27 protein-coding genes are annotated in these 24,812 nt (G+C 30.2%); 17 read left to right on the forward strand and 10 right to left on the reverse strand.

Going from position 1 to position 24,812, the window contains the following annotated elements; genetic code table 11:
- Positions 1–7: 7 nt before the first annotated feature.
- From ACZ5LY_RS02275 to ACZ5LY_RS02285, 3 genes are read right to left on the reverse strand one after another with little or no spacing between them, the layout of a single operon-like run.
- Positions 8–346 carry a DUF190 domain-containing protein gene (locus tag ACZ5LY_RS02275; protein WP_013413798.1) on the reverse strand — a complete coding sequence of 113 codons (339 nt, stop codon included), beginning with the start codon at positions 344–346 and terminating at the stop codon, positions 8–10.
- Positions 336–755, reverse strand: a complete 420-nt coding sequence (crcB, locus tag ACZ5LY_RS02280) for a fluoride efflux transporter CrcB (protein ID WP_013413797.1) — start codon at positions 753–755, stop codon at positions 336–338. Before crcB ends, ACZ5LY_RS02275 begins: the two co-directional genes overlap by 11 nt.
- Positions 756–770: 15 nt before the next feature.
- Complete coding sequence (locus ACZ5LY_RS02285) at positions 771–1,226, reverse strand: multiprotein bridging factor aMBF1 (RefSeq protein ID WP_013413796.1); 456 nt, start codon at positions 1,224–1,226, stop codon at positions 771–773.
- A gap of 152 nt (positions 1,227–1,378) precedes the next feature.
- Between ACZ5LY_RS02285 and ACZ5LY_RS02290 the strand changes: the two genes are divergently transcribed.
- The 8 genes from ACZ5LY_RS02290 (at position 1,379) to ACZ5LY_RS02325 (ending at position 7,109) form a co-directional block, all read left to right on the forward strand.
- On the forward strand, positions 1,379–2,176 hold the full coding sequence (locus ACZ5LY_RS02290) for an HAD-IC family P-type ATPase (protein WP_464577807.1): 798 nt from the start codon (positions 1,379–1,381) through the stop codon (positions 2,174–2,176).
- 77 nt (positions 2,177–2,253) lie between these two features.
- Complete coding sequence (locus tag ACZ5LY_RS02295; RefSeq protein ID WP_464578029.1) at positions 2,254–3,588, forward strand: PIG-L deacetylase family protein; 1,335 nt, start codon at positions 2,254–2,256, stop codon at positions 3,586–3,588.
- Positions 3,585–4,157 carry a translin family protein gene (locus ACZ5LY_RS02300; protein WP_464577808.1) on the forward strand — a complete coding sequence of 191 codons (573 nt, stop codon included), beginning with the start codon at positions 3,585–3,587 and terminating at the stop codon, positions 4,155–4,157. Before ACZ5LY_RS02295 ends, ACZ5LY_RS02300 begins: the two co-directional genes overlap by 4 nt.
- Positions 4,158–4,204: 47 nt before the next feature.
- Entirely contained in the window at positions 4,205–5,167 is a 963-nt protein-coding gene (locus ACZ5LY_RS02305; protein ID WP_464577809.1) for a hypothetical protein, read from the forward strand.
- Positions 5,164–5,862: a metal-dependent hydrolase gene (locus ACZ5LY_RS02310; protein ID WP_013413791.1), complete on the forward strand. Its 699-nt coding sequence runs from the start codon at positions 5,164–5,166 to the stop codon at positions 5,860–5,862. The genes ACZ5LY_RS02305 and ACZ5LY_RS02310 overlap by 4 nt, the downstream gene beginning before the upstream one ends.
- A gap of 36 nt (positions 5,863–5,898) precedes the next feature.
- Positions 5,899–6,483 (forward strand): Era-like GTP-binding protein, encoded by a 585-nt coding sequence (locus tag ACZ5LY_RS02315; RefSeq protein ID WP_013413790.1) that lies wholly within the window; start codon positions 5,899–5,901, stop codon positions 6,481–6,483.
- Positions 6,484–6,493: 10 nt separating this feature from the next.
- Positions 6,494–6,874 carry a DUF2073 domain-containing protein gene (locus ACZ5LY_RS02320; RefSeq protein WP_013413789.1) on the forward strand — a complete coding sequence of 127 codons (381 nt, stop codon included), beginning with the start codon at positions 6,494–6,496 and terminating at the stop codon, positions 6,872–6,874.
- Entirely contained in the window at positions 6,852–7,109 is a 258-nt protein-coding gene (locus ACZ5LY_RS02325; RefSeq protein ID WP_464577810.1) for a Zn-ribbon domain-containing protein, read from the forward strand. Before ACZ5LY_RS02320 ends, ACZ5LY_RS02325 begins: the two co-directional genes overlap by 23 nt.
- Here the strand turns inward: ACZ5LY_RS02325 and rqcH are convergent.
- Entirely contained in the window at positions 7,104–9,050 is a 1,947-nt protein-coding gene (gene rqcH / locus ACZ5LY_RS02330) for a ribosome rescue protein RqcH (RefSeq protein ID WP_464577811.1), read from the reverse strand. The genes ACZ5LY_RS02325 and rqcH overlap by 6 nt on opposite strands.
- A 91-nt stretch (positions 9,051–9,141) precedes the next feature.
- Here rqcH and ACZ5LY_RS02335 point away from each other — a divergent pair, with 91 nt between their 5' ends.
- Positions 9,142–10,953, forward strand: coding sequence for a DUF2070 family protein (locus ACZ5LY_RS02335; protein WP_464577812.1), 1,812 nt, complete (start codon positions 9,142–9,144; stop codon positions 10,951–10,953).
- Here the strand turns inward: ACZ5LY_RS02335 and ACZ5LY_RS02340 are convergent, their stop codons facing one another.
- The 5 genes from ACZ5LY_RS02340 to ACZ5LY_RS02360 form a co-directional block, all read right to left on the reverse strand.
- Positions 10,954–12,849, reverse strand: coding sequence for a glycoside hydrolase family 130 protein (locus ACZ5LY_RS02340; protein ID WP_083790787.1), 1,896 nt, complete (start codon positions 12,847–12,849; stop codon positions 10,954–10,956).
- Positions 12,737–13,807 carry a glycoside hydrolase family 130 protein gene (locus tag ACZ5LY_RS02345; RefSeq protein WP_464577813.1) on the reverse strand — a complete coding sequence of 357 codons (1,071 nt, stop codon included), beginning with the start codon at positions 13,805–13,807 and terminating at the stop codon, positions 12,737–12,739. Before ACZ5LY_RS02345 ends, ACZ5LY_RS02340 begins: the two co-directional genes overlap by 113 nt.
- Positions 13,808–13,892: 85 nt before the next feature.
- The gene (csa3, locus tag ACZ5LY_RS02350) at positions 13,893–14,480 is read right to left on the reverse strand and encodes a CRISPR-associated CARF protein Csa3 (RefSeq protein ID WP_013413783.1); all 588 of its coding nucleotides are present in this window, start codon (positions 14,478–14,480) and stop codon (positions 13,893–13,895) included.
- Between the two features lie 33 nt (positions 14,481–14,513).
- On the reverse strand, positions 14,514–15,791 hold the full coding sequence (locus ACZ5LY_RS02355) for an amidohydrolase family protein (protein WP_464577814.1): 1,278 nt from the start codon (positions 15,789–15,791) through the stop codon (positions 14,514–14,516).
- 16 nt (positions 15,792–15,807) lie between these two features.
- The gene (locus tag ACZ5LY_RS02360) at positions 15,808–16,530 is read right to left on the reverse strand and encodes a queuine/other tRNA-ribosyltransferase (RefSeq protein WP_013413781.1); all 723 of its coding nucleotides are present in this window, start codon (positions 16,528–16,530) and stop codon (positions 15,808–15,810) included.
- Positions 16,531–16,684: 154 nt separating this feature from the next.
- On the opposite strand from ACZ5LY_RS02360, the gene ACZ5LY_RS02365 reads away from it, so the two are divergent.
- From ACZ5LY_RS02365 to ACZ5LY_RS02390, 6 genes are read left to right on the forward strand one after another with little or no spacing between them, the layout of a single operon-like run.
- Positions 16,685–17,005 (forward strand): EMC6-like membrane protein, encoded by a 321-nt coding sequence (locus tag ACZ5LY_RS02365; RefSeq protein WP_013413780.1) that lies wholly within the window; start codon positions 16,685–16,687, stop codon positions 17,003–17,005.
- Positions 17,006–17,017: 12 nt separating this feature from the next.
- Entirely contained in the window at positions 17,018–17,608 is a 591-nt protein-coding gene (locus ACZ5LY_RS02370) for a FumA C-terminus/TtdB family hydratase beta subunit (protein ID WP_013413779.1), read from the forward strand.
- Positions 17,532–18,332, forward strand: coding sequence for a DUF6282 family protein (locus tag ACZ5LY_RS02375; protein ID WP_464578030.1), 801 nt, complete (start codon positions 17,532–17,534; stop codon positions 18,330–18,332). The genes ACZ5LY_RS02370 and ACZ5LY_RS02375 overlap by 77 nt, the downstream gene beginning before the upstream one ends.
- 34 nt (positions 18,333–18,366) lie before the next feature.
- A complete protein-coding gene (dph5, locus tag ACZ5LY_RS02380; RefSeq protein ID WP_464577815.1) occupies positions 18,367–19,158 on the forward strand; it encodes a diphthine synthase in 792 nt (263 codons plus the stop codon).
- Positions 19,155–19,730, forward strand: coding sequence for a class I SAM-dependent methyltransferase (locus ACZ5LY_RS02385; RefSeq protein ID WP_464577816.1), 576 nt, complete (start codon positions 19,155–19,157; stop codon positions 19,728–19,730). The genes dph5 and ACZ5LY_RS02385 overlap by 4 nt, the downstream gene beginning before the upstream one ends.
- Positions 19,727–20,497 (forward strand): fumarylacetoacetate hydrolase family protein, encoded by a 771-nt coding sequence (locus ACZ5LY_RS02390; protein ID WP_464577817.1) that lies wholly within the window; start codon positions 19,727–19,729, stop codon positions 20,495–20,497. Before ACZ5LY_RS02385 ends, ACZ5LY_RS02390 begins: the two co-directional genes overlap by 4 nt.
- Before the next feature lie 401 nt (positions 20,498–20,898).
- On the opposite strand, the gene ACZ5LY_RS02395 is transcribed toward ACZ5LY_RS02390, so the two are convergent.
- Positions 20,899–22,188 carry a dihydroorotase gene (locus ACZ5LY_RS02395; RefSeq protein WP_013413774.1) on the reverse strand — a complete coding sequence of 430 codons (1,290 nt, stop codon included), beginning with the start codon at positions 22,186–22,188 and terminating at the stop codon, positions 20,899–20,901.
- Positions 22,189–22,661: 473 nt separating this feature from the next.
- Between ACZ5LY_RS02395 and ACZ5LY_RS02400 the strand changes: the two genes are divergently transcribed.
- The gene (locus tag ACZ5LY_RS02400) at positions 22,662–23,765 is read left to right on the forward strand and encodes an ATP-grasp domain-containing protein (RefSeq protein ID WP_464577818.1); all 1,104 of its coding nucleotides are present in this window, start codon (positions 22,662–22,664) and stop codon (positions 23,763–23,765) included.
- Positions 23,753–24,802 carry a glycosyltransferase family 4 protein gene (locus ACZ5LY_RS02405; RefSeq protein ID WP_464577819.1) on the forward strand — a complete coding sequence of 350 codons (1,050 nt, stop codon included), beginning with the start codon at positions 23,753–23,755 and terminating at the stop codon, positions 24,800–24,802. The genes ACZ5LY_RS02400 and ACZ5LY_RS02405 overlap by 13 nt, the downstream gene beginning before the upstream one ends.
- The last annotated feature ends 10 nt before the right edge of the window (positions 24,803–24,812 follow it).

The following is a 24,812-nucleotide window of genomic DNA, read 5'->3' on the forward strand; positions in this document are numbered from 1 at the left end:
TTTCTTTTTACACATGTTTAATGACTTCTACGTCGCACATTACAATTAACCCTTGGTTTATCATTGGAGAAATTTTTTTAAGAAATTTTTTAATTTTCTCTTCTTCTTCAATAATTTCAATAACAATGGGGAGATCTGCAGACAATACTTCAATTAATGATGAACGATAGTCACTATGCAATCCAAATCCTTCTATACCTCTTAACACAGTTGCTCCACTGAGTCCAAATTCTTTGGCTTTTTTAACAATGGCTCTATACAAATTTTCAGCTTTATAGCGGTCTGATTCCCCAATATAAATTTTTAGAAGTTTAGCTTTATTTTTTAAAGTTTTTTTATTTTCCAATAAATATACCTCCTAATTTAAAAAGCAATTTTAAAATTAATCTCCCTAAAATAACTGCAAAAAGACTTAAAAACAAATTCAGTGAAACATTTAGCAATGCAGAAATATATGCACCTTCAGAAAAAAGAGACATGGTTTCATAACTAAAAGTTGAAAATGTTGTCAATCCACCTAAAATTCCTGTAACAATGAAAAGTCTTAAATTTGGAGGTATCAAGGCCGTACTTAAACTTAATTCCATGAACAAACCAATTAAAAATCCTCCAATTACATTAACAGTTAATGTTCCTAAAGGAATTTGACAAGGGATTCTTGAAAGATAAATAGAGATTAAATAACGAAGACAAGAACCAATGAAACCTCCAAATCCAACTGAAAAAATATTTATAATAAAAAGTCTATCATGCATTTTAAACCCCGAAATTTATTTTTTTCTTATTTTTGCTATATCCCCTATTGTAAGTTCACCTGTACTATAAGATGTTGATGATAGTTCTTCTTCCTCCTGCAACTTTTCTAATAATTTTATATTTAATGTCTTTTCTAATTTACGTGCTAAATTGATGTCAGGTACCATTTTTTCAGTTTCAATTCTACCTACAACCGAAACTTTTTCATTTATTTTTTTTGCAAGGTCTTCTCTACTCCAGTTTCTCTCTTCTCTAGCTTCTCTTACAATTTTTCCATAATTTTCTACTATATCATAGCTTGGTTCTTTAAAACGTGGTACACGCCTTCTTACAACTCTCTTTCTAATCTTTTTTCTTCTTTGAATTTCTCCAAATTTTGAACAATCTTTACAAACTCTCATCTCACTTCCTTCTATTTTTATCGTTAAAGGTCTTCCAAATATTTTTTTGCCACATATCTCACATCTCATCTAAACACCTATTTTTACTCTTCACCTTGCTTAAAATATTTTTTATATAATTAATGAGGTTTTTGAATATTAAATGTTGTTTATTTTTTCTTAACAATTTATTTATCTCTCTTTTTTTAAATTTCTAAATAAAAGATAAAGGCGTCAGTAAAATGAAAATATTTGTGTTTGACAATGCAGGAACGTTAACAAAAAGATATATTGCTGTTAAGGACTTAAGATCTGGTAAATATTGTTTTGACATAGGTTCCCAAGAGATTGTAGACCATACAAAGAATCGTGTTTTGTTAGGTATAGATACAGACCCACTCTCATGTTTACTTAATGCCAACCCAAATCAAAAAATATATGATTTTATCAAGAAGAACAAAATAAGAGTAAGTGCTACTTATCCATTCAAAATTAAGAACAAAACAATTATTAAAATGTTAAAAACTTGTGAATGTACAGTTAAGGAATTACAAGATTTATTGAGGAAAGTAGGTAAAAAAGGCTTTAATATACAAATATGTACAGGCTCAGGATTCATTGGAAACCTGGACACCTGTGAAATAGAATTTTTATTAGCAGCTGGTGGAAAATTATTTCCTGGTGTTAAAGAAGTTATAAATGAATTAAAAAAGAGAAACATAGAGATCTATATTGCTTCTGGTGATAGAGAAGAAGCTTTGAAAGAGTTGGCAAGGATTATAAAAATACCTATTTCTAATGTTTTTGGACATCTTGATCCTAAAGGAAAAGAGAAGGTTGTAAAAAATTTTAAAAAAAGAGGTAAAGTTGTTATGGTAGGAAACGGTCCAAACGATATGTTGGCACTAAAAGCTGCAGATATAGGTATATTAACTCTCCAACATGGAGAAAAAATACCTAATGATGTTTTAGATGCTTCTGACATTGTCATTAAAAATATAAAGGAAATATTAAAAATTTTAGACGACATAGACTGCTAAAAAAGAAAAATTTAAATATTTCTTTCTTTTTAGATAACTTTCACCTTTATGGAAAGGAGGTGAAAATATTGAGAAATATGAATAAGATGGCAATAATTTTTGTTGCAATTTTAATCATGATAACATTTATTTACTCTGTTTATTCTGATAAAAATCAGCCAGAAAACGTTGTTCATTTGGAGTCATCCGACAGAATATTGGTGATTGCCCCGCACCCTGATGATGAAGTACTTGCTGCAGGCGGATTGATTAATAAAGCTGTAAAAGAAAATATTCCGGTTTACGTTGTTGTAATGACTTGTGGAGATGCAGAAGGAAAACTTGGGAAAAAGAATATTATAAACCCTGTTAGATTGGGATATCTAAGACATCAGGAGACGATAAATGCTGCCAAAAAATTAGGACTACCTGAAAATCATGTCATTTTTCTAGGATTTCCTGATTGTGGATTGGCTGCAATGTTTGATAAATATTGGGATCCTGGGAATCCATACAAAGGTGCAAACGGATATGATCATGTACCTTATTCATTTGCATATAAAAAAGGAGAAGAATATTGTGGAGAAAACGTTGTAAATAATCTTGAGGAAATTATAAGTGTAACAAAACCTACAATAATCATATACCCTGATCCTGGAGATTATCACACTGATCATTGGGCCACATATCTCTTTGTACAATACACTTTAACAAAAATGAAATATACCTGCACAAAATATACATATCTTGTCCATAAAATAAAGGGATGGCCAAGTCCGCCTTATTATAGTCCCCAAATGACATTAGAACCTCCAAAACTTTTGAGAAGACATGTTAGGTGGGTATATTTCAACTTAACTGAAGAAGAAGAACAAGCAAAAGCTAAAGCCTTGTCACAATATAAATCACAAATAACACCAGATCCCACACTTGAAGCATTTGTAAGGAGAAATGAGCTATTTGGAATATATCCAGAACCAAAACTAGAAATATCAAAAAATATAACCGTACCTTCTATTTTAGCTTCTAAGGCAAACCAAGAGAAAAAAGTGAATATAAGTGATATATCTCAAGGCGACATTGTGGCATTATCCATCTTACATCAAGGAAATAAAATTAAACTAGGTGTTTCAACCAACTATAACATAGGTGAGAACTGTATTGTAATTTTCCATGTGAGGATATTTAGCGATAAGAATGTTTCACGAATAGACATTATATGTAGAGGGAATAATGCATTTTGTAAAAAATTTGCAAGTAATAGTATTTCAGTGCAAAATATAAGTATGAATAGAAATAAAAATTCTGTGATGATTGAAATTCCTACCTCAAGTTTTGATAATGCATATGCAGCGATGTTTGGCGTTGATATAATAAAACCAGGTAAAAAATTCAAGGAAAGGTCAGACTATGTGACTGTGTGGTTAAAATGAAAAACGTAATCAAAAAAATAAAAAAAGTACTTGATAAAAAAGATGAATTAAGAGAAGAAACTTTACAAATAACTAGAAAGATAATAAGATTGTCAGGAGAATGTATAAGAGCATTACATAAAGATGAGTTAGATTTAGCAACTGAAAAATTAAGGAATGCAGAAAAATTAGTTAAAAAACTCAGAAAAATGCTTAAAGATCACCCCGATTTGTATTATGCAGGATATGTTAGGAATGCACACCAAGAATATGTAGAGGCATTGTTATTTTATAATTATATAAATAAGAAAGATTTTCCTCTTCCAGAGGAAATTGGAATCCCAGAGTCTCATTATTTACTTGGCATTGGTGATCTAATAGGTGAACTTAGAAGATATTTTTTAGAAAAATTGGTTAAGAATGATTTAGATGAGGCAGAAAAAATTTGTAATTCAATTAAAAATTTACATGATGAGTTGCTAATTTTTGATTATCCAAAAGGGCTTATAAACATTAGACATAAACAAGACCGTGCTAGGTATATTTTGGAGAGAACTCTTGAAGATCTTGCACGAGCAAAAACTTCATAAATATAATATTTTAAAATTTATAATTGATAATATTTGGAGGATAATTAATGAAATACATTGCTTTAGCATTAACAGCGCCTTTCATATTAATTCTTGGTGCTTACATAGTGATAACTTTTGGATTTACAATCCCTCCAAACTTTTTTATGTATGTTGTTGGTGTGATACTATTTGTGATAGGTCTTTTAATGACATTAATAGCTATTTCTGGCATTTCTACTGACATAAGAGAACTTAAGAGACCTATAAAGAGCATTGAATCAAAAAGAAAAGAACCTGTTTTAAAAGAAAAACCAAAACCTAAAAAACCAAAAATCGAAAGATTAAAAAAAGCTATTGAAACTATCAAACCTAAGCCTAAGATTGAAAAAAAAGAAATAAAAAAACCTGTTGAAAGAATAGAAAAAAAGAAAGTTAAAACACAAAAAATTAAAGATAAAGAAAAGTTAAAGAGGAAAGATAAAGGTCTTAGTGGAAGATTGAAACAAATAACAAATTCTATTGGAAGTATTGATGACATACAAGGATTTATAAATGAAAAATTGTCAAGTACTACACCTTTAAGAGAAATAGGTGAATCAAATATTATATGGTCTTTTGATGACTCAAAATTAGATGAAACTTTAAGAAAAATAATAATGAGTGGCAAAAAAGAAATTTTGATGACATATCCTTGGATAAGAGAAATGAATTTAGATGTTGTTAAAAAATTAATAAGTGTTGACAATTGTAAGTTAATAGTGCAAGAGGCAAACCTTGATGATGAAATTGCTACGAGTATTTTAAAACTTTTAATAGATAATGGTGTTAAGATCAAAGTTATGGAAAATATACCAACTATAGCAGCTGTTGTGGATAACAAACAAGGGATTCTTATATCAACCGACCCAATTTATGATAGTTTTGAGGTAGGCAGTGTATATAAAGATAAGGAATCTGTATCTAAAATAAAAAAACTATTTGAAGAAGCATGGGGGATTTCAAAAGAGATAGGAGGTAAATTAACGTGAAAATAACATGGTTTGGCCACTCTGTTTTTGAAATAATATCTGAAGAAGGCCTAAAAATATTAATAGATCCGTTCATAAGCGAAAATCCTGCTTGTGATAAAGTTGTAGAAGAATTTAAACCTGATATTGTATGTATAACACATGGCCACAGAGATCATTTTGGCGATGCTTTAGACATTGTAAATAAAACAAATGCAACAGCTGTCACTATTCATGAACTTTCAGAGATATTTTCTGAAAATGGTCTTAGAGCTGAAGGTATGAATATAGGAGGTTCTTTGGAAATTGAAAATATTAAGATAAGAATGGTAGAAGCAAAACATTCTTGTACTGTAGATATAATGGGTGAAAGAAGACCAGGCGGTCATCCTGCTGGTTTTATAATAGAGTTGGAAAACAATAAAAAAATTTACCATGCAGGAGATACAGGACTTTTTGGCGACATGAAAACTGTAATAGGTGAAATTTATAAACCAGATATTGCTTTGTTACCTATTGGTGGACACTACACAATGGATCCTAAGGATGCAGCAATTGCTGTAAAATGGATATCTCCGCGCGTGGTAATACCTATGCACTACAATACTTTCCCTGTAATAAAACAAGATCCTGAAGAATTTAGGGATTTAGTTAAAAGAGAATCTCCAGAAACAAAAGTAGTAGTTTTAAATCCGGGAGAAAGTTATGAGGAGTGATATTGTGAATTTTTTTCAAAAATACTTGATAAACTCTTGAGAAGAAATAAAAAATTAAAATTGGGAATATATGGACACCCTAATGCAGGAAAAACAACGCTTGCAAATGCAATTTGTGAAGATTGGGTTGGAAAATCATTAGGCAAAGTATCTGAAATTCCCCATGAAACTAGAAAAGTAAATTTTCAAAGAGAAGTTGTAATTGAAAAAGACGGTGCAAAATTGATTTTTGACATTGTAGATACACCAGGAATAACAACAAAAGTTGATTATAGGAAATTTTTAGAGTTTGGTTTACCTCCTGATGAAGCTAAAAAAAGAGCTAAAGAGGCAACAAAAGGAGTAATTGAAGCAATTAAGTGGTTAAATGACGTAGATGGCGTATTATTGGTTATGGATTCAACCAGAGATCCATTAACTCAAGCAAATGTAACTATAATAGGAAATTTAGAGGCAAGAGACATACCATTTTTCATTGTTGCAAATAAAATAGATCTACCAGAAGCTAAACCACAAAAAATAGAATCTATATTCCCACAGCATATTGTAGTTCCTATATCTGCCCTTAAAAAAGAAAATTTAGATAAATTGTATGAGACCATGCTACGTACTTTTAGATAGGAGGTTTCAAATGGAAAAAGAAAAATTAAAAATGGATTTTTTATCTCGTGAATTGCTTAACAAAAAAACTAGTATGGAAAAAATATCGATGATTCTTGAAAAAGTTAAAAATGGAAATATTCTGGTAATTGAGGGTGGGTTATCTCCTACTGAGGAAGCAGAACTCATTGAAACAACGATGAGAGAGATTGATACTGAAAATTTTATTGGAATAGACATTCAAAAGTTTGAAAAAAATAAAAAATCATTTTTAGGCTTCTCAAGTAAAAAAGATGTAAAATTTACAATTATTGGACCTGCAAATATTATGAAAACTGTTAAAAGGAAACCTAATTTTCTTTCAATAGTTGCAAAGCTTGGTGATTCTTGTGCATCAATGCATCAAATGTAAGAAAAAATATAAATCCATGAAAGATGTTATTAATGGTTGTCCTAATTGTGGCAATAAATTTTTTAGATATTTAAAAGAAAAGAAAGATAAAGATGGCATTGAAACAATATCAATTAAAAAAGACGGTGTTTATGAGATTAACATTGGTATGCTTATGAACAGCGAATCTGTTATAGTGTCTGATAAGGAAGGAAGATATGCTATTGATCTAAATTTCATGTTAAAGAGATCATGAAACTAAGTCACATTTTCCCGGTGGTAAAACCCTTATTATATCTTCAATTCTAAAAATTTTTTCCTTATCTATTATTTTTAATATTTTTCGGGCTATAGTCTCTTTTTTTGTATAACCAGGTATAATTTTCACGTATCTTTTTGAAAATTTTTTAAGTGAGGATACAGGTCCACACATAACTCTTGGTCCTTCATAATCAACAATTCCAACTGCAAGTTCTATAGGAACATTTCTTATATAATTCCGTTTTCCTCTTATTACAAAAGCACCTTTAGATATATATTCTCCAGAAGGAGGGGATTTTGTAACTTGTTGAGGATAAACCCAATAGACATCTGCAGATCCTAATCCATATGTCCATGCTTTAGAAAATGATGCTGCAAATATAGCTGCTTCATTTATTGTATTTTCTGGAATTTTCTTGTTTTTATTTTTTATTACAACTGATGGTGCACCATGAATATCTGCATGTAAATAAATGTCATTTTCCTCCATGTATTTTTTTACGATTATTTCATTTGTTTGTGCATCTCTCCCTCCAATAACTAAGAATCCGTCTGAAGAAATAAACCATCTAAATTTTTCAAACCATTTTAATTTTCTTCTTTTTTTGATGGGTATGAGTATATTCTTTATTTCGATGTCTCTTTTCTTTTTAAGGTTGTTTAACTTCTTTTCTGTTTCTTCCATTGCTTTTATTGCGCCTTTAATCTTCTTCCTAATTTTTTTAGCCTTCTCGTAATAAATCTCTGCATTTTTTTCAAGACTTTTGTTGATATCTATATTCACACTTTTACCATCGATATTTAAAGTTACTATTCCATCCTTGGTTATAGAATTTATTATTTTAATTTTATTCTCTTTTTTTGCTTTTTTTACTTTTTCAATGATTTCTTTCCAAGTGTATTTTTCTTTAGCATTTTTTAAAGTATTTATTACTTTAGATATCAACTCATATTTGAGATATATTAAATCCCCAATCTCTCTATATTTCTTTGCTTTCTTTTTAAAACTCTTAATTGCATTTTTTTGAGAATTTAATATTCTCTCCAATTTTTCAATTTTATTTTTCCATACTTTTTCTTTTTCTTTTTTCAATTCTTCACGGAGTTTTGGAGTAAAAAATTCGTCAAGCGCCTTATTAAAGTTATCAAAGTACCTTTTTTCATAATTTTTATAAATTTTTAATTCAATAGGAACAACATCCTTGTCAACTATAATTTGAGGCTTAAAATTATACTCTTTGAGGGATCCATATATTTCCTCTATTGAATCATATATCTTATTGATTTCATTATCTGATAAAGATTTTGAAGGAGTGTTTTTATCTATTCCTGATCTATATACAATTTCTTCAGCATATGTTCCTCCAAAACCATTTAAAGCTAAAGTTCTAACAACATCTTTATCAGAATTTAATAATAATTCTTTAAGTTTAGATTTAGTTATTTTTAATGGATTTAATCCCCTACTTTCTGGATATTTGTATTTTTTACCAGCCAAAATTTCCCTATCACTCCATTTCTCAGTTCTTAGTGGCTGAATTATTTTTCCATTTTCTTCTGTTAAGATTATATTTCCTTTACCAAATAATTCCACTATTAACTTATAATTTTTCTTACCTAGAACCTTAACATTAAATTCTACAATCCTATCAAATTTATGTTGTTTTACAGATTCTACAATTCCACCTTTTAAATATTTCCTAAGTAGCATAGGGAATGATGGTGGAAATTTGGGATTTTCAAGTGAATATCTTGTAGCATGAATCCTAACTCCAGTTTGTATAATTACATCTACCCGACCCTTATTTTTAACATGGAATCGCAACACTATAATGTCTTTCCTTGGTTGATATGCCTTAACAAATTTTGAACCTTTTAATAATTTATTTAATTCATAAACAACTGCATAGACATCTACATTTGACATAGATTTCATTTTCTCACCAGGATTCAAAAATATTATATCTTTTAGATAAAAATCTATTCAACAGTCTTTTCATGAAATTAAAAAATTGGATGTGAAAAAAATGTCAAGTATGGAGAGTATAAAAAATCTTTCAAAATATATTTTATCATTGCCAGATACAAAATTTTCATTTTTAGCAATAACAATTGTGAGTTTTGTTATTGGAATTCTTAGTTTTATTATTTGCGACACTGCCCATAATCCTATCTACAATATTCTTTATGGTGGAACCTTTGGATTTTTAGTTTTTGGAGTTTCAGCTATTATAAGTGGTGCAATAACACAACCATGGGTTAATTCTCTTGGTGGAAGAAGAATGAAAATGAAACAGTCCATGTTTTTATCATTTTTCGCCATGACGATATCATCAATAATATATCTTTTAGGGTGTTGTATATATGCAATATTTAAAGTTGATGTTGTATTAAATGCTTTTATTTTTACTTGTGTATTGGTCTTTGCAATAAGGATGATCATAATATGGACAACGTCAAATATAAACGTATATAATTCATTACTTATAAGTTCTGTACAACCAGGCCTTATTGTAAGTATGTTTGTAATTTTAAAATTTTTAGATATTATAACGATGAATGTTGGCTACTTAAGTGTACTACTTCTTTCCATAAAAATAATTATTGCTTCAGCAATATTTTTATTTGCCATATATTCTTTTGTATTAGTTGTTGAATCCCCCTTAAGGAGAAATTTGGGTATAGGTGCACTTGAATTATTAAGCATGGCAATAGCACATCTCACAGAAGAATCACCAGCGTTAGAATCTGTATTCAAAGAAATTGGAGTACCTGTAAGTACTTTAGTTGGTCTAATTTCATTTAAAGCCAGAAATAAAAAGAAAGCATTGTTTATAACTCCTTGTGTACACCCAGGACCTATAGGTAAAATAGGTGGATCTAACATGCCTGCATTGTTGTCAAAACGTTTTAATACGTTTACTATGGTTGCCCATGGTCCTTCCACACATGATTTCAATCCTGTATCCTCTAAAGAAATATATAAAATAGAGAAAGCTATCAAACAAGAAATAAATAAGATAGAATATTCAAAACATGCTAGTAAAGTTTTTAAAGTTTCTAGTAAAGACTGCAAAATTAAAGGACAGTTTTTTGGCAAAGATTTATTGTTATTAATAACCTTTTCACCAAAAGGCTCAGATGATATAGATTTTGGTGTTGGACTTGCTGCTATGAATCTTGCAAAAGCAAAATGTAATTCAAAAAACGTGATAATTGTAGATTGTCATAATTCCTTCAACGAAACAGCTAGAATACTCCCAGGAAATAAAGAAGTGTTTGAAATTATGGACGCTATAGAAAAAATAGACTGTAATATTAAAAAATATCCAATAGAGGTTGGATGTTCATCTATAAAGCCAAATGACATTTCTAAAGAGGAAGGCATTGGAGAAGATGGTATCAAAACACTGGTAACTAAAGTCAATAATCAAAAATTTGCATATATACTATTAGATTCAAATAATATGGTAAAAGGTTTTAGAGAAGAAATTTTAAAAAAATTAAAAAATTATGTAGATGATGCAGAAATAATGACAACTGACACACATTCAGTCAACACTTTATCTGGAGGTTACAATCCTGTAGGTATGAAAAATCGAAAAAAAATAATAGAATATATTATAAAGTCTGTAAAAAATGCAATTTCTGATTTAGAACCAGTTGAAGTTGGATGCAAAGTCATAAGAATAGAAGGATTAAATACCTTTGGACCCACAGCATCTACAGAACTTATATCTACTATTAGTTCTACAGTGGCTGTAAGTAAAATTGTTGCACCAGTAATTTTTGCTTTGGCAATTATCTTTGCTTCATTGTGGATTTTTTATGCTCCGTAATCACAATTTAACACCAAGGTGCCAAAATAGATCATTTATTTTAATCTTAGCCACGCCTACAACAGTATCTGCCGCACCATAATATAGATAAATATCTTTATTTATTTTCACTGCTCCACAAGGAAACACTACATTTGGGACTATTCCCCATCTTTCATACCACATTTCTGGTTCAAGAATTGGATACATAGATCTACGTATGATTTTCAATGGATTGTCTAACTCTAAGAGCAAGGCTCCAACCCTATAAACTTTGTTTTTGTCAACTCCATGGTAAAATAAAATCCACCCATTATTAGTTTTTATTGGCGGCGCTGCAATTCCAACTTTTACGCAATCCCACATACTTTTTCTTGGTGATATCCATTTATTATCATCAAGCTCCTTCACAATATTTAAATCTTCACAAAGACTATAATGTATAGAATCATCTAAACGATGTACAATTATATATTTTCCAGCATATTTCTCTGGAAATATACATGCATTTTTATCCGGAATATCTAAAGGAGAAATTACTTTTGCTTTTGCCCACTTCCAATTTTGCTCTAAGAAATCATTTACATCTATTGATGTCATTGCTACTCTAGGTATTTCTCCATCAAATGCTGTATACAACATATAAATTTTGTCATCAATTATTGTTAATCTAGGATCCTCGCAGCCAGAGGCCGCATCTGGAAATTTTTTATTTTCAAAAGGTTCTTTTGGCGTATATATAGGTTCTGACGATCGATAATCAATATTTATGCCATCTTTACTTTTTGCATAACCAAAAACAGAAGTATTATCTTCTGATAGTGCCCTATATATTATATGAACCTCGCCATTTAGATATATAGCTCCTGGATTGAATGTAGCTTTGGATTCCCATTTATGTTTAATAATAGGTGTTATTATAGGACGTTTTGCTGCTCTTTTCATTTTGATTTTTCCATGTTTCATTGTTTTTATTAAAAAAGGTAAATCAATGAATGCTAAACAACATGTTGTATCTGCTGCACCATAGTATAAATAAATTACATTATTTTTAATAAATGCGCCACTTGGAAATATAACATCAGATACAATTCCTGTCTTTTCGTAATATTCTTCAGGTATAAGAATTGGAAAATTAGTCCTTGAAATTATTTTAAATGGGTTTTTTAAATCTAGCAATACTGCTTCAACTGTAAAAAGTCTTTCTTTTTCAGAAAAATAATTCTTTATGTAAGAATAGATTAACAACCAACCATAAGGTGTCTTTAATGGTGGAGTTCCAACTTCTATATGATCATCACTGCTTCTCTGTAGAGGTAAACTGTAATCTTCAAATTTTTGGTACCATTTATACCAATATTCACGAGACCAAATTTCCTTTTCATTATTAAAAGATGCTAAACATATTTTTGCTGGTGGAAGGTCTGTATGTACAGTTAAAATTGCCCATATCTTTCCATTTATTTTTTCTGGAAACAATGCCATTGCCTTTGCATTAAAATGTGTAATCAAATATTTTTTATCAATTTTTTTGAAATTTTTAGTTATGGCAAGTCCTACACGGATTCCATCTGGTCTTGGTGGATAATGAGAAAGAGCTGTATAAAATACATAATACTTATTATTTAATTTTGTAACTCTTGGATCTTCACAACCAAAACAATCCCAAAGAGTATCAGGAGTTATTAGCAATCTCCTTTTATGAAAACTGATACCGTCGTAACTTTCAGCAATGCCTATCTGTGAAATAGAAACTCCATTTTTATTTTTCCGCGTCATTGCCCTATAAAGAAAATATATTTTGTCATTTTTCTTCACCGGGCATCCATTGAATACAGCTTCGCTTTCCCAGGGACTGTGAGGGTCTGGTTCTAAAACAGGGTTTCCTTTGAATCTTTTTACTAACATCTTCATCATAATAGCATCCTCTTTCCTCTAATAAACTTTCGACAAACTCATCTATATTTGCATATGCAACACAAAGATATGTATCTGAAGCTCCATAATATACCAAAAGTTTAGAATTTTTTATAACAGCGCCTGTTGTATAAACAACTCCTGGTTTTATGCCACTGAATTCATAATTTTCTTTTGGCTCTAAAATTGGTCCATTAGAACAAGATATTATTTCAGTAGGATTTTTCTTGTCAAGTAACATTGCTCCAATTTTATAGTATCCGTCTTTGCCTATAGCGTGAAAAAGGAGAAGCCATCCTTCTTTTGTTTTCATTGGAGGAGCTGCAGCTCCTTTAACACACATTTCCCATCCAAACTTTGGCAATGGACAATGATAACTTTCAATGTCTTCAGGACATCTTAAATTCTTTAAATATTCTATATCTACTTCTGGTGATATTGTATGTAATATTGCATACCTTTTCCCTATTTTTTCAGGGAATATGACCCAATTTTTATGTATTCCATTCATAGGAGATAAAAGAAGAGGGGTTTTCCATCTCCAATTCCTAATTTTGAGATCCTTAATACTTATTTCTGTCAACATGACTCCTATATTGTATCCATCATAAAAATTATAAGTCATGTAAATTTTTCTTTCATTATTTACCCTAACTACACGTGGATCTTCAGCTCCATATCTACTTCCTCCAGAATTAGGTATTAAATTCCTATTATTGTTGAATGGAGAAGGATAGGAATGTTCAAAAACAGGGGAAGAACTTCTTTCCTCAATATTTATACCATCCTTACTTTTTGCATATCCAATTCTTGATATAAAATCTTCACCAATAGCTCTATAGAAAATATGGATAGTATCATCAATTAAAATGGCTCCTGCATTAAATGTTTGGAAATTTTGCCATTTATCGTCTGTAGGAGATAAAATAGGATTATCTTTCCATTTTACAAGTTTCAATTAAACCATCTCACAAACATGATAATATAATATTTAACAAAAAATAATAAATAAATTTTACGAAAAAAAAAACAAGCTATTTTTATCAAATATCACCAAGTATTGCTAGCTTCCCAGCAGTTGTTACTTTTAATTCATCTTTTTTTATCATTCCCTTCTCCCTAAGATCTCTAATATGATTGTAAACCATCCCTCTACTTATATCTAATTTATTTGATAATTCTTTCACACTAGTCGTACCTTTTGTAATTTCCATTAATATCTCTTTTTTTGTTTTTGATATACCAAAACTAAGTATTGGAATATCTAAAATTTCCTTTGTATCCTTTAAATATACAATCCTGTCTACATACCTGTATTTTGCATAGCAACCATATAACATTCCAAAACTTTGTAAATTATTACTACAGGTAATGTTTACAGTTATTTCATTATTTTTTTCATTTTCAATTATTTCAATGATTTTTTTAGCAGCTGCAACAATGTCACTACTTTCTACTACAGTCTCCTTTATATTTATAAAACTCATTGTTTCTTTAACTTTCTCTAAATTTTCAACTTTTTCTTCATATTCTTCCTTATCAAAAATTAAGTATGTACGATTTGGTGAAAAACGTGTTACACAAAACATAAATGATTCTAATGAATCTAATGGAGATACCAATACTTTCATAACCTCACCTCTATTACTTGTTAATTCACGCCTCTATGACTTTGATAATAATTCATCACTTGCATTTTCTGCGATTTCCATCACTTCTTTTTCGTTAATTACTTGAACAACATTATCTTCCATTAATATTTTTCCATCTACAATAACTGTTGTGACATTGTAACCATTAGCTGAATATACCAAATGTGAAATTGGATTCCTAAATGGGGTTAAATTACATCTCTTTACATTTATTAACACTAAGTCTGCTTTTTTACCTACCTCGATCAGTCCTGCATTTATTCCAAGTGTTTTAGCACCATTTATAGTAGCCATTGCAAAAACATCTTTTGCTGACAATTTTGTTGGATCTAAATAATGAACTTTCTGTAATAAAGCTGCTATCTTCATTTCTTCTAACATGTCAAGATTGTTATTAGATGCTGCACCATCAGTGCCCAAAGATACAGTAATATTTTCATCTAACATTTTACTAACAGGTGAAATTCCAGAGGCAAGTTTCATGTTGCTCACAGGGTTATGGGATATTTTCACATTATTATTTTTAATTATTTTGATTTCTTCTTCTGAAAGCCATACGGCATGTGCAGCTATTACATTTTCACCTAGAAAGCCTATGTCATCTAAATATTCAAACGGTCTCATCCCATACCTTTCTTTAATTGTTTTAATCTCCTCTCTTGTCTCTGAAACGTGTATGTGTATTTTTAAATTATTTTTATTAGCATATTTTGAAGTTTTTTTAAGTAATTTTTCTGAACAAGTGTAAGGAGAATGAGGACCTAAAGCCACCGATATTCTACCATCTGCCATCCCTTGACATTTCTTTACAATCCTTTTAGATTCTTTGATTTCTTTTTTCATTTTATCTTCGTTATTTAAATCAATCATCCCATGACTTATAACAGCCCTCAAACCACATTTTTCAATTGCCTTTGCAACAGAATCCATATAAAAATACATATCATTAAATGCTGTTGTTCCAGATTTTATCATTTCTATACATCCAAGAAGTGCACCAGCATAACAATAATCCTCATTTAAATGTTTTTCAAGTGGCCAAATATAATTTTCTAACCATTTATGCAGCTGTAAATCATCAGCTATACCTCTAAACAACGTCATAGATAAGTGTGTATGTGTATTAATTAATCCAGGAATAACCAACTTGTCGCTGGCATCTATAATTTTATCTCCTTCATCTTCTCTTATATCACCTATCTTTACTATCTTATCATCTTCAATAAGAATAGATCCTTTCCTTGTACCTTTAACATCAACAATTTTTGCATTTTTTATTAATATTGACATCCTATCACCTAAAAAATTAATAAAGTAAGGTAAATTCCTGAAGATAGTCACTATATTCTTTATCAAGAATTCTTAATGCTGACATACATTCAGGCAATGCCGCTGCTCTTTCTTCCACAAGATTTCTTAACGTTCCATTACGTATATGGGATTTTACTTCTCTTATTACATAATCTAATGTTTTTTTATTGTATTCAAGCAACTCTTTTTTATCAAAGTCATAGATTTTGTATGTATCTAAAGAATAAGATTTTGTTGGTGTCATTAAGACATTAAATTCAGCATAATACTTACATATCCCATCAGGAAAAATATCCACTCCCATGTAGACTAAAAGCGGTATAAACAAAGGTTCAGGAAATGTAAAGGATAAAGAAGTAGTGGGTTTAAGATTTTTTCGTAATTTTACAATTAGGTTAACAAGATCTTTTGGTCTTTTAAGTAATTCGGTTCCGTTACTTATCACTAAATTTGTAAATCCCAATTCCTCAAGTTTTGTTGCGCATTTGACTCTAAGATCAATGTATTTTCCACCAGTAATTATTGCAAACTCACCTTCATAACTTTTATATTTGTCTATAGTATATTCAACTGCCCACTCTGCTAATTCCCTCGGCACATCATAAGGTAGTGGAAGAAAGATGGGGTCTATATATTCCTGTGGAATTATAAGTGGTGTTTCTTTACCATCAATTTTTCCTAATCTAGCAGGACCGTCGTGAGCTATTATCTCTATCATTTTCTAAACTTCCTACAATCTTTGTATTTTTTAAATAACGTAAGTTTATATAAAATTTTTTACTAATTTGGAAAAGTTAATTTCATAAAAAAGAATTATTGAAAAGCAGAAAAAGATATTTATTTAAACACAAACACAAAAGGAGGTTCTTCGATTGGATACGGATGCTAAAATTACAAGTATTCATACAGTTTCGGGCATAATAGCCGGATTTATTTCATATATCTTATCCTCCGGTACTTTGCCAATTATAGGTAAAAATGAAGCCTTAGCAACATTCGTTGGAGTCATAATTTTATTAGTAGTTGGAAATTTATGTGAAAAATGGTTTAGTAAAGAAGAAGTTGGTGGTTTTAAAGGATGGTTTGCAAGTGGTGTTATACCATTCTCATTAGTTTGGTTTTTAGTTTGGGCAATGTTATTAACCATGAACTTACATCCATTGCATGCAAATCCACTTCCACAAGGAAAATAAAAGGTGTTAAAAATGAAGACTTTGAAAACACCCATATCTACTAAAGATATTTTAGAATTAAAAGTAGGAGACATTGTAAAGGTAAACGGTACAATTTTTACGGCAAGAGATCAAGCTCATAAAAAAATTATAAAAGAAGGACCACCATTCGACCTCAAAGGATCAGTTATTTTTCACGCTGGGCCCATAGTTAAAAATAATGAAAATTTTAGTCTAGTGGCTATAGGTCCTACAACAAGTGCTAGAATGAATCCTTTTGGACCTAAACTTATCCGAATGGGTGTAAAAGCTATTATAGGTAAAGGTGGTATGGATAAAAATACTAAAAAAGCTTTAATAAAAAATAAAGCTGTTTATTTAGCTGCTGTTGGTGGATGCGCTGCTATGTATGCAGATAAAGTGAAAAAAATAAAAAGTGTGAAATGGTTAGAATTAGGAATTCCAGAAGCTATATGGGAATTGGAAGTCAAAGATTTTGGACCATTGATAGTAGCTATGGATTCTCATGGTGGAAATTTATATGAGGATGTTGAAAAGAAAATTAGACACTTCAGAGATAAAATTAGAGGGAATGATAGATACACACGTCCACACAAAACCTGATATTAAACCACGTCTTAAAGATGATATTAGTGTCGCTAAAGATGCAAAAAAAGAAAAAATGAAAGCATTGGTTATTAAATCACATGGTGAATCTACAGTGGGTAGAGCGCAACTAGCTACTGATTTAGTGGGGATTGATGTTTTTGGTGGCATTGTCCTCAATGAAAATGTTGGTGGAATAAATCCTAATGCTGTAGAAGTTACTGCAAAATTAGGTGGCAAAATTGTATGGTTACCCACAGTTTCAATTGATAAAATAAATATAAACAAAAATAGTCTCGAAGATGTGATCATTATAGTAGCTGAGAATGATATGGTATTAGCTACTGGACATTTAAAGCCATCGCAGATATTTCAAGTATTAGATATAGCACAAGAATATAATTTAAAGAAAATTTTAATTAATCATCCTCTCACAAAAGTTGTTGGTGCTAATTTAGATGAACAAAAAGAAATGGGAAAATATGGTTTTTTAGAACATTGTTTTGTAGCATGCATGCCTAAACCTAAGCATGATGGCTTGGACATTACAAAAATCGTGGAATCTATAAAATATGTTGGATATAAAAGATGTATTTTAGCAACTGATTTTGGGCAAATACATAATCCTCCTCCTGTACTTGGATTAAAAATTTTTATAAAGGAATTGATGTGTCATGGAATATCCTGGAAACATGTGAAATACATGACTAGTGTAAATCCTAAGAAGTTACTCTACATGTGATGTAACAATGTATTTTTAATTTTATGGTGATATTATGCTTTATATGGTAGGACTAGGACTATATGATGAAAAAGACATAAGTGTAAAGGGATACAATATTTTAAGGAAAGTAGATAAAGTATTTGCTGAATTTTACACGTCAAAATTGTTTGGAACCAACATCGAAAAATTAGAAAATTTTTTTGGGAGGAAAATAGAGGTTTTGGAAAGAAAAGAAGTAGAAGAAGAAATGATTCCTGTAAAAGAAGCTAAATCAAAAAATGTTGCATTTCTAGTGCCAGGAGATCCTCTTATAGCAACCACACATCAATCATTAATCATCGAGGCAAAAAAATTAGGCATTGACGTTGAAATTATCCATTCTTCATCAATATTATCTGCGGCTCCAGGGATTACAGGATTACAAGCATATAGATTTGGAAAAACTACAACTATACCATTTCCTGAAGATGGTTATTTTCCTCATTCTCCATATCTTACTATCAAAAAAAATTTGGAGAATGAGGCACATACACTTGTGTTGTTAGACATAAAAAGCGATGAAAATAAGTATATGACTGCTAACGAAGGTTTAGAATATCTATTGAAAGTTGAAAAAGAAAGAAAAGAAGGAATAATAAATAACGACAGAGTAGTGATAGTTCTTGCAAGAATTGGATCTCATAATCCAGTAATAAAAGTTGGTAGAGTGTCTGAAATGATTAATGAAAATTTTGGTAAGCCTTTACATTGTTTGGTAATTCCTGCCTCTCTTCATTTTATGGAATATGAATACTTAACCACTGTTTTAGGTGCTAAAAAGGAAATATTGGAGGATATTGTGTGAAACATTGTGACTATGGTAAAAGTTCTGAAAAATATCTCAATGCTAAAGAAGTTTTAAATAAAATTGAGATGGAAGGTTGCAAAAGATTTTTAGATGCCGGATGCGGCAATGGTTTTATTTCTATTGAGGTTGCTAAAAAATTAGGTAAAAATGGAGAAGTATATGCTGTTGATATACATGAACCATCGATAAAGAAAGTTAGAGAAAAAATAAAGAATTTAAATATTAAAGTTAAAGCAATTCTAGCTGACATTACTAAGAAAATACCAATTGAGGAAAATTCTGTTGATATATATTTCATGGCAAATGTTCTTCATGGTATTGTAGCAAATGAAAAAACTGATGAGCTAATGAAAGAAATAAATAGGGTCTTGAAACCAAAAGGAAAACTTATAATAGTTGATTTTAGAGTTGATAAACCAGCAGGACCTCCTGAAAATTTAAAAATAAGTGAAGAAAAATGTGTTGAAATTTTAAATTCTTATGGCTTTAAAATTGAAAATATTGACAAAGTAGGTAAATACCATTACATCGTCACCGCTAGAAAATTACAAAGAGAGGGAAAAACATGAAATTTCTAAGATTTAAAGACAACGGTGCTATAAAATCAGGATATATAGCTGGTGATGAAATAGTTGAAATTGAAAATATCATAGATGCTTTGAATGGCGATCTTAAAATAATAGAATCTCAAACTTATTCATTTAAAAATATTGAAATTTTACCTCCAGTATCACCATCTAAAATTGTTTGTGTTGGTCTTAATTATAGAGATCATGCTGCTGAATTAAATATGGAAATACCGGAAGAACCAGTTTTATTTTTGAAACCACCTTCAAGTGTAATAGGACATGAAGATACTATTGTTTATCCAGAAATTTCAAAGCAGGTAGATTATGAAGTTGAGTTAGGTGTCGTAATTTCAAAAAAAGCAAAAAATGTAAATGCTTCAGATGCCTGGGATGTAATTGGTGGATATACTATTGTTAACGATGTTACAGCACGTGATATACAAAGAAAGGATGGTCAATGGACAAGGGCAAAAAGTTTTGACACTTTTTGTCCTTTAGGTCCTTTTATAGAAACAGAAATGGATCCACATAAACAAAAAATATCTCTTAGGTTAAATGGCAAAACTAAACAATTTTCAAACACTTCAAAAATGATATTTAAAGTAAATGAACTTGTTGAATTTATATCAAGTGTTATGACACTCCTACCAGGAGATATAATAGCAACTGGTACTCCTCCAGGAGTAGGTCCAATGAAACCTGGTGACATTGTCGAAGCAGAAATAGAATCTATAGGAACTTTAAGAAATTATGTTAAGTCTCAATGAGTATTTTTTATATTCGCTTATCAGGGATTGAGAAATAAGAAAAGTATTTATATAGATGAAGTACAAAATAACACTTGTTTTAAAAAATATACACAACTCTCTCTCACTCCTTCTTTCTCCAAAGCAAATTAATATTTAGAAAAAAGAAAAGCATAATATACCACTTTTCTTCATAAGATATAGCTATATAAATTCAGAAGTTTATTAAGCAAAGAACAGAAGATAAACTATTAGAAAAGTTTAGAGATTTATAGGCATGTTTATAATTATTTTTCTAACATGTAAGAATAAGTCTATATAGAGTATTGTTGAGGATATAAGGTAGTTTTGACTGCCTGTTTAGGAGAATGCTCTACTCAGGATTGTCTCTTATAGAGATATAGTCTCTGGGCAAGTTTTCTTTATGAAGTAGGAAGCTCTGTAGGAGGTAGCCTATATTCACTCCTGACATATTTACCTTTATTTTTAAATACTTCACCTTCCTCCATAATTACTTTGCCGCGAAGTATGGTCATTACTGCTTCTCCAATATATTCAAAACCTTCAAAAGGTGTATATTGTGCCTTACTATAAAATTCATCAGCACTTATCTTACCAGTTTTTTTATGATCTATGACAACAAAATCTGCATCCATGCCTTCCTTAATAAAACCTTTATTAGTTAAACCAAAAATAGTTGCTGGTTTTTCGCAAAACATAGTTTTTATTTCATTTAATTTAATTTTACCTTTTGCAAATAAAGTTAAAAATAATTTTAAAGATACTTCAAGATTAGGTATACCTGCTGGTGCTTCCCAAAATTCTTTTTCTTTTTCATCTAAAGTATGTGGAGCATGATCAGTAGCAATAATATCGATATCATTTAAGTCTTTAATATTTATACCTTCCTCTCTAGACCGTAGTGGGGGATTTGTCTTTACAAAACTGCCAAATTTGTTGAAATAACTTGAATCCAAAAATAAATGATGAGGTGTAACCTCACATGTAACTGGTGCTAAATTTCGCATATTTTTTATGATTTTTAAAGCTTTTTTTGAGCTTAAATGGCATATATGTATAGGATGATTATAATGAGCTGAAAATGAAACAGCTTCTGCAACTGCAATTTCCTCACTTATAGTAGGTCTTGCATCTGAATAAAAATGAGGACTTTTTCCTCTGTGATCTCTTTCATAATTAATTTCTCTTTTTTCACAATGAAAAGTAAGTGGGATATTTGTTGAATTTAAAATATCAAACATTTTTTTTATAGTGTTTATACTCGTGTCTTCCATGTAAATTTTAAAAGAAGCTGGACTTAACTTTACAATTTTTTGGACTTCTTGTAAATTTACACCAGCATGTAATCCAAAATCCACAATACTTTTTTTAGATGCAAGTTTAATCTTTCTTTTAAATTCTTTTAAAGTATTTGTGGGAGGTTTTGTATTTGGCATGTCTAGAACCGTTGTAAATCCTCCATGCGCTGCTGCCATTGATCCACTTTTAAAGTCTTCTTTATATTCCATTCCTGGTTCTCTAAAATGTACATGTGCATCAATCAAGCCTGGGAATATTATTCTACCTTTTATGTCTATTGTTTCACAATTTTTAAATGGTAATTTACTGATCTTTATTATTTTGCCATCTTCAACCCCAATATTTACAATTTTTCCATTTAATTTGCAATTCTTAATACATAGGTCCACCATGGTGAACTACTCCTACAGAGCTTCCTACTTCTAAAGAAAACTTGCCTACAGGCTATCAAGGTTACTCTATTCCCTCAACAGTGTCTTAAATGCTGATATATAATCTCCTAACTTATTTTTTAATCCTTTTAATGTATTTAGACCTTCTTAACTACCTACCAGTTTTTTTCAGCTTTGTAATTGTATGGGAAGTCATCTCATGAAAAAAAGTAGCATGAGAGGATATATATAGTTTTCTTAATTTCTAGAGCATTTTTGGAGAGAGAAAGAGGAAGTAAAAGAAGAGTTGTGTATATTTTTTAGAACAAGTACTAATTTTGTGCTTCATCTATATAAATACTTTCTAATTTTTCACTAATCCTTAGATAGCTTTTCTCTATGAGGAGTAGTTCACCAACCAAAAAAATATCTATATAAAAAGAAGTTATTTTATCTAATACTGGAAAAAAATTTACTTCTTTAGGAGATATACCATGAAAATTTTATTTATAGGTGCAAGATTATTTGACGATGTCCACTATTATGCTAAAGAAAAAGGAATTACAACAATACTTACTGAAGCTAATCCTAAATCACCAAATATTAAATTAGCTGATAAATATTTCATTGTGCCAAGAGGAATGAAATATCCTATGGAAATTGCTATTAAAGAAGATGTAGATGCAGTTGTACCATTGATAGGTGTAGATGAACCTCTAATAGGCGTTGCAAAAATGAAAGAAAAGTTAGAAAAAGATTATGGAATCCCAGTAGTTGCATCTAATTTACATGCAACATCAATAGCTGTTGATAAGTTCAAAACAAAAATATTTTTTAAAAAAATGAATGTTAGAACCCCTAAATATAAAATAATCAAAGAACCACCTTCCGAAGTAACAAAACCTGTTGTATTAAAGAATAAAAAGGGTCAGGCTGGAACTGGAGTAGTTGTAACCAACTCAAAAGATGAAATAACAGAATATCTAAAAAAATATGGTGTAGTTCTTATGGAAGAATTTATTAATGGCATTGAAATTTCAGTAGAAGTTTTAAGATGGGAAGGCAAGTCATTAGCCTTGGTCGTTGTAGATAAAGGTAGAACAACCTTAGAAGCTGTACATCCTCTATACAAAATAAAAAAAGCTCCAGCACAAATAAAAGGTTTAGACAATGAAAAGGTATTATTGTTTAGTAGAATGATAGTAAACAGTTTAAATGCAGAAGGTAATACTGACATTGACATGATATTTGATGAAAAACTTCGTAAAGTTTATGCAATAGAACTTAATACAAGACCAAGCGGTACTAGATATATTTCAGCTGCGGCCACTGGAATCCATCCACTACACCAATTAGTTGATATGGCTATAGGGGAATGGGATCCTAAGAAAATTAAACTTAAGAATTTTTTTGCAATAGAAATTCCTATAGGTACTACTGACTTAAAAACAACTAAAAAATTTGAAGGAGAGAAATGTTGGGTTGTTCATGGTCCTCCAGGACATCAAAGAATAACTATAAGAGGTAAAAACATGGAAGATATTGTAGAAATTTTGGAGGAACTAGACCTAAATAAGGTGATAAGATGTTTATATTAATTTTAGCTTTCGTTCTTACAGTTATTTTTACCTATATATTGAAAAAAATTCTTTTAGAAGCTGAAATAGTTGATAAGCCTATTGTAACTGAGCATAAACACAAAATAGGTACTCCAACAATGGGTGGTCTTGGATTTTTATTAACAGCCTCAATGGTGGCAATGGTTTTAGGAGATAGACATTTAAATCTGATTGTATTAACAATGGTGATAGCTGGCATAATTGGAGCCTTAGATGATTTACTTGGATTGAGCATTAAAGAAAAACAAAAAATTGTAAAAAATATTTCATCAGAAGTTGTTGAACTAGGAAGATTAAACCTCCAACCTGGTGAAGAAGCAAGAGTAGCAACTAAGAAAGCTAAACAAGATTTCAAAAAGCTAATGGCTGAAAAGAAAATTAAAGTAGTTGGTGAAGTTCCTATAAAAAAAGAATTTACAGAAAAACAAAAGATTATGTTACAATGTATTCCAGGAATATTTCTTGCATTATCATTTGGAGTTGGAAGTATTTTTGGATACTTTTTAGGATTCTTAACAATTCCAATTGTAATATTCGGAGTATTAGGCGCCATTAACGCCATAAATTTAATAGATGGAATGGATGGAATGGCAGCAGGAATAATTGCAATATCTTCATTATTTTGTGCATTTTATTCTTCTATGAAAGGCCTTCATAGTTCTGCATTTTTAATGTTATCAGGCATTTCATTAGGTTTCCTGGTGTTTAATCGTTTTCCTGCATCAATATTTATGGGAGATGTTGGATCCTTTGCTTTAGGTGCTGGATATGCTGCAGCAGTTATGATGAATGATATAATATATTATGGAGTACTTGCCATTGCAGTTCCTATAGTATCGGTAATTATAAGCCTTATGCATCGTGCAAACATTATAAAATTACCCGTGGAGCCATTACACCATACTCTACATTATAAAGGATTATCAGAAAAAACAATTGTAATTACTTATTGGTTAATAACATTTGTATTATGTAGTGTGGGGCTAATAATGTATAATTTAGGATTATTCCCATAACATGGTGGTT

Source organism: Methanothermus sociabilis, from assembly GCF_055392295.1.

Bases quoted from the DNA above. Each gene is read 5' to 3' on its own strand.
- crcB (WP_013413797.1), bottom strand. From the start codon at position 755: ATGCATGATAGACTTTTTATTATAAATATTTTTTCAGTTGGATTTGGA.
- ACZ5LY_RS02285 (WP_013413796.1), bottom strand. From the start codon at position 1,226: ATGAGATGTGAGATATGTGGCAAAAAAATATTTGGAAGACCTTTAACG.
- ACZ5LY_RS02290 (WP_464577807.1), top strand. From the start codon at position 1,379: ATGAAAATATTTGTGTTTGACAATGCAGGAACGTTAACAAAAAGATAT.
- ACZ5LY_RS02295 (WP_464578029.1), top strand. From the start codon at position 2,254: ATGAATAAGATGGCAATAATTTTTGTTGCAATTTTAATCATGATAACA.
- ACZ5LY_RS02300 (WP_464577808.1), top strand. From the start codon at position 3,585: ATGAAAAACGTAATCAAAAAAATAAAAAAAGTACTTGATAAAAAAGAT.
- ACZ5LY_RS02305 (WP_464577809.1), top strand. From the start codon at position 4,205: ATGAAATACATTGCTTTAGCATTAACAGCGCCTTTCATATTAATTCTT.
- ACZ5LY_RS02320 (WP_013413789.1), top strand. From the start codon at position 6,494: ATGGAAAAAGAAAAATTAAAAATGGATTTTTTATCTCGTGAATTGCTT.
- rqcH (WP_464577811.1), bottom strand. From the start codon at position 9,050: ATGAAATCTATGTCAAATGTAGATGTCTATGCAGTTGTTTATGAATTA.
- ACZ5LY_RS02335 (WP_464577812.1), top strand. From the start codon at position 9,142: ATGTCAAGTATGGAGAGTATAAAAAATCTTTCAAAATATATTTTATCA.
- ACZ5LY_RS02340 (WP_083790787.1), bottom strand. From the start codon at position 12,849: ATGATGAAGATGTTAGTAAAAAGATTCAAAGGAAACCCTGTTTTAGAA.
- csa3 (WP_013413783.1), bottom strand. From the start codon at position 14,480: ATGAAAGTATTGGTATCTCCATTAGATTCATTAGAATCATTTATGTTT.
- ACZ5LY_RS02355 (WP_464577814.1), bottom strand. From the start codon at position 15,791: ATGTCAATATTAATAAAAAATGCAAAAATTGTTGATGTTAAAGGTACA.
- ACZ5LY_RS02360 (WP_013413781.1), bottom strand. From the start codon at position 16,530: ATGATAGAGATAATAGCTCACGACGGTCCTGCTAGATTAGGAAAAATT.
- ACZ5LY_RS02370 (WP_013413779.1), top strand. From the start codon at position 17,018: ATGAAGACTTTGAAAACACCCATATCTACTAAAGATATTTTAGAATTA.
- ACZ5LY_RS02375 (WP_464578030.1), top strand. From the start codon at position 17,532: ATGTTGAAAAGAAAATTAGACACTTCAGAGATAAAATTAGAGGGAATG.
- dph5 (WP_464577815.1), top strand. From the start codon at position 18,367: ATGCTTTATATGGTAGGACTAGGACTATATGATGAAAAAGACATAAGT.
- ACZ5LY_RS02390 (WP_464577817.1), top strand. From the start codon at position 19,727: ATGAAATTTCTAAGATTTAAAGACAACGGTGCTATAAAATCAGGATAT.
- ACZ5LY_RS02395 (WP_013413774.1), bottom strand. From the start codon at position 22,188: ATGGTGGACCTATGTATTAAGAATTGCAAATTAAATGGAAAAATTGTA.
- ACZ5LY_RS02400 (WP_464577818.1), top strand. From the start codon at position 22,662: ATGAAAATTTTATTTATAGGTGCAAGATTATTTGACGATGTCCACTAT.
- ACZ5LY_RS02405 (WP_464577819.1), top strand. From the start codon at position 23,753: ATGTTTATATTAATTTTAGCTTTCGTTCTTACAGTTATTTTTACCTAT.